The sequence below is a fragment of the Streptomyces sp. NBC_00239 genome, from assembly GCF_036194065.1.
Lineage (GTDB): Bacteria > Actinomycetota > Actinomycetes > Streptomycetales > Streptomycetaceae > Streptomyces.
Window position 1 is genome coordinate 7,491,067 of the sequence record NZ_CP108095.1, and the last position, 10,613, is coordinate 7,501,679.

At 71.3% G+C, this 10,613-nt stretch carries 13 protein-coding genes; 4 read left to right on the top strand and 9 right to left on the bottom strand.

The genetic code is table 11. The annotated features are described in order from the left end of the window. Nucleotides 1-30 precede the first annotated feature (30 nt). Nucleotides 31-468, top strand: coding sequence for an NUDIX hydrolase (locus tag OG764_RS33170; protein ID WP_328972024.1), 438 nt, complete (start codon nucleotides 31-33; stop codon nucleotides 466-468). A 400-nt stretch (nucleotides 469-868) separates the two neighbouring features. Here OG764_RS33170 and OG764_RS33175 read toward each other — a convergent pair whose 3' ends face one another. After that, the gene (locus OG764_RS33175) at nucleotides 869-1,987 is read right to left on the bottom strand and encodes a fatty acid desaturase family protein (RefSeq protein WP_328972025.1); all 1,119 of its coding nucleotides are present in this window, start codon (nucleotides 1,985-1,987) and stop codon (nucleotides 869-871) included. A gap of 7 nt (nucleotides 1,988-1,994) precedes the next feature. Further along, a complete protein-coding gene (locus OG764_RS33180; protein WP_328973254.1) occupies nucleotides 1,995-3,005 on the bottom strand; it encodes a ferredoxin reductase in 1,011 nt (336 codons plus the stop codon). Nucleotides 3,006-3,136: 131 nt separating this feature from the next. Between OG764_RS33180 and OG764_RS33185 the strand changes: the two genes are divergently transcribed. From OG764_RS33185 to OG764_RS33195, 3 genes are all read left to right on the top strand, one after another. Continuing rightward, entirely contained in the window at nucleotides 3,137-4,276 is a 1,140-nt protein-coding gene (locus OG764_RS33185; RefSeq protein WP_328972026.1) for a helix-turn-helix domain-containing protein, read from the top strand. Between the two features lie 198 nt (nucleotides 4,277-4,474). Beyond that, complete coding sequence (locus OG764_RS33190; protein ID WP_328972027.1) at nucleotides 4,475-5,452, top strand: AraC family transcriptional regulator; 978 nt, start codon at nucleotides 4,475-4,477, stop codon at nucleotides 5,450-5,452. A 517-nt stretch (nucleotides 5,453-5,969) separates the two neighbouring features. Then, nucleotides 5,970-6,107: a hypothetical protein gene (locus OG764_RS33195; protein WP_328972028.1), complete on the top strand. Its 138-nt coding sequence runs from the start codon at nucleotides 5,970-5,972 to the stop codon at nucleotides 6,105-6,107. Between the two features lie 20 nt (nucleotides 6,108-6,127). Here the strand turns inward: OG764_RS33195 and OG764_RS33200 are convergent, their stop codons facing one another. The 7 genes from OG764_RS33200 to OG764_RS33230 form a co-directional block, all read right to left on the bottom strand. Next, entirely contained in the window at nucleotides 6,128-6,778 is a 651-nt protein-coding gene (locus tag OG764_RS33200) for a restriction endonuclease (protein ID WP_443056121.1), read from the bottom strand. A gap of 76 nt (nucleotides 6,779-6,854) precedes the next feature. After that, nucleotides 6,855-7,037, bottom strand: a complete 183-nt coding sequence (locus OG764_RS33205) for a hypothetical protein (RefSeq protein WP_328972030.1) — start codon at nucleotides 7,035-7,037, stop codon at nucleotides 6,855-6,857. Nucleotides 7,038-7,146: 109 nt separating this feature from the next. Then, entirely contained in the window at nucleotides 7,147-7,620 is a 474-nt protein-coding gene (locus OG764_RS33210) for an ATP-binding protein (RefSeq protein WP_328972031.1), read from the bottom strand. 155 nt (nucleotides 7,621-7,775) lie between these two features. After that, nucleotides 7,776-8,732: a sensor histidine kinase gene (locus OG764_RS33215; RefSeq protein WP_328972032.1), complete on the bottom strand. Its 957-nt coding sequence runs from the start codon at nucleotides 8,730-8,732 to the stop codon at nucleotides 7,776-7,778. Continuing rightward, nucleotides 8,729-9,043: an STAS domain-containing protein gene (locus tag OG764_RS33220; RefSeq protein ID WP_328972033.1), complete on the bottom strand. Its 315-nt coding sequence runs from the start codon at nucleotides 9,041-9,043 to the stop codon at nucleotides 8,729-8,731. Before OG764_RS33220 ends, OG764_RS33215 begins: the two co-directional genes overlap by 4 nt. An 83-nt stretch (nucleotides 9,044-9,126) precedes the next feature. Then, on the bottom strand, nucleotides 9,127-10,041 hold the full coding sequence (locus OG764_RS33225; protein ID WP_443056123.1) for a SigB/SigF/SigG family RNA polymerase sigma factor: 915 nt from the start codon (nucleotides 10,039-10,041) through the stop codon (nucleotides 9,127-9,129). A 63-nt stretch (nucleotides 10,042-10,104) separates the two neighbouring features. Then, nucleotides 10,105-10,548 (bottom strand): ATP-binding protein, encoded by a 444-nt coding sequence (locus tag OG764_RS33230; protein ID WP_328972034.1) that lies wholly within the window; start codon nucleotides 10,546-10,548, stop codon nucleotides 10,105-10,107. Nucleotides 10,549-10,613 lie beyond the last annotated feature (65 nt).

Sequence of the window (10,613 nt, forward strand, 5' to 3'; positions counted from 1 at the left end):
GACCGTCAACAAGCAAGGAGACAGACCGGCATGATCGAACGAGTTCGCGGCGTCCTCGTCACAGCTGACGACACGATGCTGGTCATCCGCCGAACTAAGCCCGGCATCCCCGTGTACTGGGTATTGCCCGGTGGCGGCGTCGAGCCCAGCGACGTGTCACGGGAGGCCGCTCTCCACCGGGAGATCCACGAGGAGATCGCGGGGAAGGCCGACATAGTCCGGCACCTCCACACGATGGAGTCCGACGGCGAACGCCAGCTCTTCTACCTCGCCCGCATCGCGACGCGGTCCTTCGAGGACCGCACCGGCCCCGAGTTCAGCGCCGAGGGACGCGGCGAGTACGCGCTGGAGGAGATCGCGTTGACCGTCGAGGGCCTCGACGGCATCGACCTCAAGCCCGAGGGGATCGCCCACGTCCTCCGGGGCGCCATCAGCGCCGGCACTCTTCGGGCTGAGGCTGCGAAGTAGCTGTCCGTCCTCGTGGACTTGCCGTCGGGGCCAACGCCGAGGTGACCGCGCCGGCCTCCGCTGGGCACCTGAGGCCGGCCCCGTGCGAGAGACGACCGGTCTCTCACGACTTGCCCGAGACGCCGACCAGTCAGGCACGTCCGCGACTGCCACGGCGAGGTAGGGCTGCCTTTCGGCACCGGGCGACTCGCGAGGTGCTCGGTCGGGTACGTCTGCCCTGAGCTTCACGCGCCCGAGGAGTGCGCCGAGACAGAGGTCAAAGCGGCAACGGAAGCCGACCGTAGGAAGAATCCCCGGTCGGCGACCGGTGGGCGGGTCGGCGTGCGGAGCGAGAACGGCCGTCTCACCGAACCCGGCGGTGCCGCCGGTAGGGCCGGAAGATCTGAACCGATACCGGGAATCAGGCCGCGACGAGCTCCTGCTCGAGGTCCGGCGTTTCGACCTTGGGCTTCTTGTTCGGCAGCGAGAGCCGGAAGACCTTGTGCCAGGCGGAGAACACCTGCTTGGGCAGCGGGCCGGTGACGTACTCCAGCTCGTACTTCTCGAACAGCGCGCGCACCTTCACCGCGACCTCGGCATACCGGTTGCTCGGCAGGTCCGGGAACAGGTGGTGCTCGATCTGGTGCGACAGGTTGCCGGTCATGAAATGCATGGCCTTGCTGCCGCTGATGTTCGCCGAGCCCATCATCTGGCGCAGGTACCACTGGCCGCGCGTCTCGCCCTCGATCGACCGGCGCTCGAAGACCTGCACTCCCTCGGGGAAGTGCCCGCACATGATCACCGAGTGGGACCAGATGTTGCGGACCAGGTTCGCGGTGAACGTGGCGGCGAGCGTGGTGAGGAACGACGGGCCCGACAGCAGCGGGTGGATCACGTAGTCCTTGAGCACCTGCTTGCGGATCTTGCGGCCGACGGCCCTGGCCCGCGCGCGGAACTCCGGGTGCTTGCGGCGGCTCTTGTGCAGGTTCCTGCCGAGCTCCAGGTCGTACGCTGCGATGCCGTACTCGAAGAAGCAGGCGTTGATGAAGTTCCACAGCGGCTGGCCGAGGTGGATCGGGTGCCACCGCTGGTCCTCGTCGACGCGCATGATGCCGTAGCCGAGATCGTTGTCCTTGCCCATCACGTTGGTGTACGTGTGGTGCAGCTCGTTGTGCGAATGCTTCCACTGCTCGGAGGGCGAGACGTGGTCCCACTCCCAGGTGGTGGAGTGGATCTTCGGGTCTCGCATCCAGTCCCACTGGCCGTGCAGGACGTTGTGACCGATCTCCATGTTGTCCATGATCTTCGCCACGGACAGACCGGCGGTGCCGAGCAGCCACGCGGGCGGGAAGATCGAGAACAGCAGCACGCCCCTGCTGACCAGCTCGAGCTTGCGCTGCGCCGAGATGACCTTGCGGATGTAGGCGGCGTCCTTTTCGCCGCGGCTGGCGATCACCTCGTCGCGGATCGCGTCCAGCTCGCGGCCGAGCTCCTCGATCTGCTCCGCGGTCAGGTGGGCGGTGGGGTCGATGGCGGTCAAGGTGCTCCTACCGTTCGATGTCGCAGGGGCCCGCCGCGGCGGACACGCAGGTCTGGATGAGGACGCCCGGCTCGGCCTCGGTGATCTCGCCGGTGCGCAGGTCGCGGACGGCGCCCGCCTTGAGCGGCGTGACGCAGCCGAAGCAGATGCCCATGCGGCACCCGGACGGCATCAGCACGCCGGCCTCCTCGCCGACGTCCAGCAGCGGCGTGGCGCCGTCCGCGTCGACGGTCTTGCCGGTGGCGCTGAACGTGACCTCGCCGCCGTCGCCGGCGACGACGATGCCGGGGCGGAAGCGTTCGGTGTGCAGGCGCTCGTGGACGCCGTGCTCGGTCCAGTGCTCTTCGGCGGCGTCGAGCAGGCCCGCGGGCCCGCACGCCCATGTCTCGCGCTCGGCCCAGTCGGGCACCAGTTCGTCGAGGCGGGCGATGTCGAGCATGCCGTCCGTGTCGGTGTGCACCTCGGTGAGCCGCAGCTTCCCCTCCGCGACCAGGTCGTGCAGTTCGCTGCGGAAGATCACGTCCTGCGGCTGTGGCGCGCAGTGGACCATGACGACGTCGTCGAACCCGCCGTCGCGCAGCATGCCCATCACGGGCGTGATGCCGCTGCCGGCCGTCAGGTAGAGCACCTTGGCGGGCTTGGCCTGCGGAAGCACGAAGTCGCCGGTCGGCTGGTCGAGCTGGATCAGCGTGCCGGCTTTCGCCCTGCGGACCAGGTGGTTGCTGACCTTGCCGTCCGGGATCGCCTTCACGGTGATCGTGACGCGGCCGTCCTGGCGGTTTGTCGGCGAGGTGATGGAGTAGGCACGCCACAGGCGCACCCCGTCGACGTCGACCCCGATCCGCACGTACTGACCGGCCGTGTGACCGCGCCAGCCCCTGCCCGGCCTGATCACGATGGTCGCGGCGTCACCCGTCTCGGGGTGCACGGCCTCGATGCGCCCACGCAGGTCGGCGCCCGCACGCAGCGGGCTGACCAGGTCGAGGTAGTCGGACGGCAGCAGCGGCGTCGTGACCATCTCCAGCAGTTTCCACGCCCTACTGCGGAGGGCTGCACTCGTCATGACACCAGCTTGATGCGCTGCAAGGCGTAAAGTCCTGACCGCAAGACGTAAATCTGGTCGGCTGAATTGTTCGCAGGGAATAAACCATGAGCTACCCCATCCGGAGGGTCACCGACCTGGCCCTGGATCAGGCGGCGGTCACCGCCATCCGGGCCGGGCTGAAGACCACCGCCGACGAGGTCGTCCAGGCGATCATCGACGAGGTGCCTCCCTACGCCAACGCCCTTTCGGGCCGCATGGGCGTCACCATCCGCCGAGCGGTCCGCACCGCCCTGGGGCACTATCTGGACCTCGCGAGCGGGACCGCCACGGGCGGCGACGCCGGTGACGCGGCCTACGAGCTGGGCCGCGGCGAGGTGCGCGACGGGCGTTCGATGGACGCCCTGCTCAGCGCCTACCGCGTCGGCGCCCGCGTGGCCTGGCGATGCCTGGCAGCGGGTGCCGTACCGGCAGGTCTGCCCGCTGCCGAGGTCGCCAAGTTCGCCGAGCTGACCTTTGCCTACATCGACGAGCTCTCCGCCGCGAGCGCCGCGGGCCACGCCGACGAACTGGCTGCCCGGGGCCGGGAGCACGAGCGCCACCTGGAACACCTGGCCCGCGACCTCCTCGCCGGCGCGAGCCCGGACGTGCTGCTGGCCTCTGTGCAACGGGCCGGTTGGCAGCCTCCGGTTTCGCTGACCGCCGTCCTGCTGCCCGCCGCCCAGGCCCGTCCTGCCTACCGCGCGCTCGACCCGAGCACCCTCGTCCTCGACGATCTGCCGGACGCCTTCGGTGTGCTGCTCGTCCCCGATGCCGACCGGCCACATCTCTTGCGGCAGCTGACCGACCGCACCGCCGTGGTCGGCCCGGCCCGGCCATGGACCCGTGCGTCCGCCTCGTACGCACGAGCCGCACGCGCGCGCTCCCTCTCCTCCGACATCCGCGACACCGAGGACCACCTGCCCGAGCTGGTGCTGAGCGCCGACGTGGACGCGTTCGCAGACCTGCGGGCCCGAGCCCTCGCACCGTTGCGGACCTTGCCTGTCGCGACCGCACGGCGGCTGGAGGAGACGTTGAGGGCGTGGCTGCTTCACCACGGCAGGCGGGACGAGGTGGCGGCGGCGTTGTTCGTCCATCCCCAGACCGTCCGGTACCGGATGTCGCAGCTGCGGGAGCTGTTTCCGGATCTCGCATCGCCACACCGGGTCCTCGAGCTGACGATGGCGGTCGGCCTTCGGGCCAGCTGACGCGTACCTCGACCACGGGAAAGGGGCTGGCTGTACCGGGAGGAACAGAAAGGATCGACACCCGCGTCGTCGCCGCTGCGGTGGCCGCCCCCTCGTACGCCTCGAACGGCGCCCTCCGCCTCCGTTTGCCGACGTACCCTTGGGGGCCGCGCTGCTTTTCCGTGCCGCGCCCCGACGCGGAAGAGGAGGCCCATCGCCATGCATCAGCAGCCGCACGCCGGCTCGTCGGGCGGGCACAGCTTCCGGACCAACGAAGTGGACGTCGCACGCGACTGGTTGAAGGCGGCCTACGGGACGCGCCTGCGCATGAAGACGCCCGCCCCCCGCAGGTCCTTCCGCTACACCCGCACCAACGCCGGTCCGGTGTCGCTCAGCACGCTCTCGCTGCCCACGGAGTACGCCTACGCCACCGATCCCCTCGGGGCCGTGGCGGTCACGCACGTGGTCCGCGGCCGCATGGCCCGGGAGTGCGCGGACGACGTCACCGAAGCCGGGCCGGGCGACGTCCTCGCGATCTCACAGCCCCACCTCCCCTACGCGGGCCGGGTGTACTCGGCCGAGCTGCGTGCCGTGACGGTACCGATCGCGCTCGTGGAGGAACTCGCGGGCCGCTCGTTCGGGCAGACCGCCCGCCCGCTGCGCTTCAGCCGCTTCACTCCCGTCTCCAAGGCCATGGCCGACCAGTGGAAGAGGACCGTCGCCTACGTCGAGGAGAGCGTCCTGGCCCTGCCGGCGGGCAGCGCACCGCTCGTGGTCGACGCCGCCGCCAGGATGCTCGCCGCAACCCTGCTGGCCGCGTTCCCCACCGATGCCCACCCCGATCCCTTGCTCGCGGACACCCGCGACGCGACGCCGGAGACCCTCCGCCGGGCCGTCGCCTTCATCGAGTCGCAACCGGCCGCCGAAATCGGCCTGGCCGACATGGCCGCTGCCGCCGGTGTCACCCCCCGGGCCCTCCAGTACGCGTTCCGGAGCCACCTCGGCACCACACCGACGGCCTACCTGCGCCGCGTGCGCCTGGCCTTGGCCCATGCCGACCTGGTCGCGGCGGATCCCGCGCGGGACACCGTCACGGACATCGCGAACCGCTGGGGCTTTCACCACCAGGGGCGCTTCTCCGCCGCCTACCGAAAGGCCTACGGGACGGTTCCCCGGCGCACGCTCGCCGGGAGCTGAGGAGTCGGCGTCGGGCTCGTCCCCTCCGTCCGCCGGTCTCGTGCCGCGCCGGAGAACGAGGAGGTGCTCGTCGCGGTTGGCCACATCGAAGCCCGCTTCGCGCAGGATCACGGCGAGGGCCGTCTGGAGCGCCTTGTGCAGGCCCGCCAGAGACGTGAACCGCGACAGGTCCTTCTCGTGTCCGTGGACCTGGACGGTCGGCCGCAGCACCTCACGGGCGACCCAGCCCACCATGACCCCCTCGGGGACCGGAAACACGCGGAGTCCGTCCCCCTCCCGCGGCGACGTGTCGAACCCTGCCCGGGACAGGACGCGCCGGACCCGCGCACAGTCGTCGTCGCCCCCTTCCTCGGAGGGTTCGGTGATCGGTTCGGCCTGCGGAGGTGACATGTGCCCACTTCAGCCTGCCCGAGCCCGGGGCGAAAGCCGCTGCGCGAAGGGATCCGCGCACACCCGCCGGAAAACGAAGCAGCCGTCCGCGGCGCCCGTGTGAGACCGGACATGCGGGGCAGGCGCCGTGCGCGCCGTCGCCCCTGTGGCCGACGGCTACCACTACCGGATCACCCTTGACGACGACGTGCTCGACGTCCAAGACCCGTACCTCTCCGACGGCCGGCGGGCACTGATCCGCACCGTCCTCGGCGAAGGCGCCTGACCGGCTGTACCCCGGTCCGCTCAACGGCGGGCCCGGACAACGGCGGTGGAACCGTCGGAGCGGGCGGCGGGCGATTCCCAGGGCGGCCGTGCGCCCGGCCGGGTCCAGGCCGCCAGGGCCTCGGCGTCCACGCAGACGATGCCGCACGCGGCTGCGTACTCGAGAGCCGGCGCGGTGAAGGAACTGGTGGTCACGACGATGGCCACATCGGCGTCGTGGACGGCGAAGCACGTTCCGCCGAAGCGCTGCACGTCCTGCGAGCCGACCCGGTTGTCCTCGGCGTAGTGCTTGCACTGCACTACGACGCGCAGCCCGTCCGGGGTCGTGGCGATCACATCGGCGCCCAGGTCGCCCGCGCCTCCCACCACTTCCACCGGGGTGCAGCCGTCCCGTGCGCAGAGTGCGGCGATGGTGTGCTCGAAGCCGTCGGCATCGACCGCGGCGTGGTCCAGCGCCGCGGCGCCCACGTCCGGCAGGTCCGTCGCGGGCCGTGCGCCCGGCTCGGGATGCGTGCGCCGCCGGACGGGCGACACGCTCCACCCGGCGAACGCCACGCCCAGCAGCAGCAGCACCGCCGCGACCACGGGCAGGACCGGTATCCCGGTCCCGGCAGCCGCGGTGGCCTTGATGAAGACGGCCGTCCCGCCCACGGCGGTCCCGGCGAGTCCCACGGCGAGCACCACGTCGCGCCCGAGCGGTGCGCCGTGGGGCCGGACTCCTCTTTTGCTTTCCCTCGGCTCCATGCGGTCAGCGCCTGCGGCCCCGCCCGCGGGCCGCCCACCCGTTGCCGATGCCGGCGACGTGCAGCGCGAGCGCGGCGAGGCCGATCAGCATGAAGTTGGTCGAACTCAGCACGTCGTCGGTGGTGATGTGAGCGGCGTTGATCAGGAACGCGATGAAGAACAGCACTGCGGCGGTGATGCCGAGCATGTCCATGCCCCTTTCGGTCGGTGACGGCCGTGTTCCCCGTAAGGGCCGGATCATGAGCCGCCGCTCCGGTCCGATTCGCCGCGCCGCGGGTGGCGACGAGCAGAAGCCGTCAGAGCCCCAGCTCCCCGGCCTTGCCGGACACCAGCCGCGAGGCTTCTATCTCGGCCCACACGGCCTTCCCGGTTCCGTGCGCCTGGGCGCCCCAGCGATCGGACAGCCGCTCCACTATGGACAGCCCGCGGCCGCCCGGGATGCCGCGCTGCGGGGCCGGGTGGCGGGCGGGAAGCGTCGTCGTGCCGTCGCACACCTCGATGCGCAGGGCCGACTCGTCGGCAGTGAGGACGAGTTGGTCGCAGCCGCCCCCGTGCAGGGACGCGTTGGTCAGGAGTTCGGACACCACGAGCAGGGCGTCCTCGGAGGTCTCGGTCCCGTCCCACCCCCAGTCCTGGAGGGCGTGGCGCGTGAAGTCGCGGCCCTTGGCCACGGGGCCGCGGACGCCCGTCAGGGCGAGCCGACGGCGCTGCCCCGCGGCGGGAGGGCCGGCACTCACTGGATCGCCCGCCTCCGGTTCCTTGGTCTCCACTGCGGTCCCACCCCCGTGTTCGCCCTGGTCTCTTCTCCCGGTACCCGGTCCCCGGCCCCCGCATGGCCGCCGGCGGTGTTCCCGGCCGGCCCGTACGCCCGTCGGCGATCCGGGGAGCCCGAGCATGGTCGTGACAGTGTAGGGGACCCTCCCTCTCAGGCGGTTGCCACGTGAAGCCGCAGCGTGAAGCCGCTGGCCGTGGCGCGGATCTCGACCAGGTCGCAGAGCTGGTGGATCATCCACAGGCCGCGGCCGCCCCGGGCCGAGGCCAGGGAAGGGCGCCGGCGCCCGGCCAGCGGATCGGCGAGGCGGCCACCGTCGTGGATCTCCGCGACGACGTCCGACCCGGGGCCGGCGGTCGTCCACAGGCGCAGGGTGCCCTTCCCGCCCCCGTGCGCCAGGGAGTTGGCAGCAGCTTCGCTGACGGCCAGGACGAGGTCGCCGCGCCGCGCCGCGGTCAGGGCCGTCCCGCGTGCCCAACTCTCGGCCTGCGCACGCACATCGGCCAGCTCCCCGTGGGAGTACTCGAGCCGGAGCACCTCACCGTCGGGTTCGGGCAGGGGGCGATCGCAGTCCGCGGAGACCGCCGAGGCATCGGTGTACTCCGCGCTCGGCAGGTCCCGGCCGCTCTCGATGAGCGTCGGGTGCGTGCGCCGGGCGTCGGCCACCACCGCGGACTCCAGCCCCTGTACGTCGTACGGGCACAGGATCGTGGCCGCCCGGCCGGCGAAGGCCGTGTTGATGAGGGCCTCGTGGCGGGTGGCCTCCAGTACCTCGGCGGGGGAGCGGCCGGGCCAGATCGGCTCGCCGACGATCCGGGCGGCCCGGCCGTCGTGCCGGTCGGCGAAGTCCTGCAGGGCGGCCAGGATCCGGCCGGGATTGCGACCCAGCTCCGTCATGTCCGTCCAGACGACCTCTGACCTGCTCGTGCCGAGGCTCTCGCGCAGCGCGTCCAGATGCGGGCCGGGCACCGCGACGAGGACGGGCTCGCCGGCCGACAGGGCGGCACGTACGAAACCGCCCACGCCGGTCACGTACTCGGCGGTGCCCGCGTAGAAGAGGGCGGGGTGAACGAAGGCCCCGGGCCCGGTGGTCGCAGGAACAGTGATCATGCTGCGACCTCCAGCGCGGCGCATTCGTCCGGGAACATCTCCGCTACCTTGCGCAGCGAGTACGGCGGGTCGTGGAGCAGCAGGCGACGCCCCTGCCGGTTCAGGGTGACCGACGCCTGGACCAGGGCGGCGACGGCAGCCGTGTCCAGGAAGACCACGGCGGAGAGATCGAGATGGACGACGGGGCCGGGGGCCGCGGTCACGGCGCAGAGGGCGGCGGTCAGGGCCTGCCGGGTGTCGAGGTCTCCGCTTCCGCTCAGGCGCGCACCGGGCCGGTCCGGCAACGGCAGGGCGGTCAGCGTCGTCGTCATGTCCGTTCTCCTTCCCGTTCCTGTCCCCACACACTGTACGGCCGAACCCGCAACCTCCCCGGCGGGGACGTCACGGCCGGCGCCTACACCGCGAGCATGCCGGTGCGCAGCCGGGCCAGGATCCGCGACAGGAGGCGGGAGACCTGCATCTGGGAGATGCCCAGCTCGGCGCCGATCTCCGCCTGGGTCTTCTCCTCGCCGAAGCGCATCTGCAGGATGCGCCGGTCACGCTCGGTCAGTTGCTCCAGCAGCGGAGCGAGCGTGCGGAAGTCCTCGAAGAGCTCGATCGCGGGATCGACGTCGCCGACGCGCTCCGCGAGCGGCCGGGGCGTCCGGCTCGTCGTGGACTCCGTGTCGCCGTCCGCACCGGAGGTGTCGAGGGAGCCGCTCGTGTAGCCGTTCGCAGCCACCAGACCGTCGATGACCTCATCCTCGGACAGTTCCAGGTGCTCCGCGACCTCCTTGACCGTCGGCGCCCGCCCCAGGACGTCGGTCAGGGCCTCCTGGGCCTTCGCCAGCTCCGTACGCAGTTCCTGCAGGCGGCGGGGGACGTGGACCGCCCAGGTGGTGTCGCGGAAGTAGCGCTTGATCTCCCCCGTGATGTAAGGGAGGGCGAGGGTGGAGAACTCGACCTCGCGCTCGAGGTCGTAGCGGTCGATGGCCTTGATGAGGCCGATCGTCCCCACCTGGATGATGTCGTCCATGTCGAGACTGCCGCCCGGTGCGCGGGAGCGGAACCGGCGCGCGGCGAACTGCACCAGCGAGAGGTTCATCTCGATCAAGGTGTTGCGCGCGTATTGGTACTCGCGCGTCCCCTCCTCCAGGCTCCGCAGCCTCCGGAAGAAGAGCCGCGACAGTTCGCGTGCGTCGGCGGGCGCCATCTCACGGGGAACCTCCACCCGCAGCGGTTCCAGATCCTGCGGCGGCGCTCCCGGGGTGCCCGTGACGTGTGCGTCCGTTCCCTGAACGGGGCCTTCAACAGTGGCCGAGCGAGACATGGCGGCCGCTCCCTCCCAGTTGACTGACGGCTGTCCGGGCCCTTATGCCCCGGCTTCGCGGTTCTACGCACTTGAGTTCAGCCCGTCCTCCCCGTGCGGGTCCGCCCCGCCGGCCGGCCGGAAGCACGCGGTGATCGCCTTGCCCCCGTGGCAGGCGTGGACGTCGAGCGAATCGGCCAGGGCGTCGACGATCCCCAGTCCGCGCCCGGACGTGGCGTTCGCGTCGGCGTTGCACGGGCGCGGGCCGGGCAGGTGCGGATCGGCATCGGCGACGCTCACGTGGAGGCAGCGGCCGTCCCACGTCAGCACCAGATGGGCGGTGCCGAGCGCGTGCCGGTGCGCGTTGGTGACGAGTTCGGAGACGCAGAGCAGCACGGAGTCCACGGTGTCCGGCGCCGAACGGTTCCACGGGAGCGACGCCAGATGCCCCGCAGTCCACTGCCTCGCTGCGCGCACGCCCTCCGCAATCGGAAACGAACGTGCCCAGCCCACCGCCTTGACCGACATTCCTCACCCCGTCTCTGCCGTTGTACCGTGCGTCACCCCCGCGTCTACCCCGAAGCCGTGCCGAC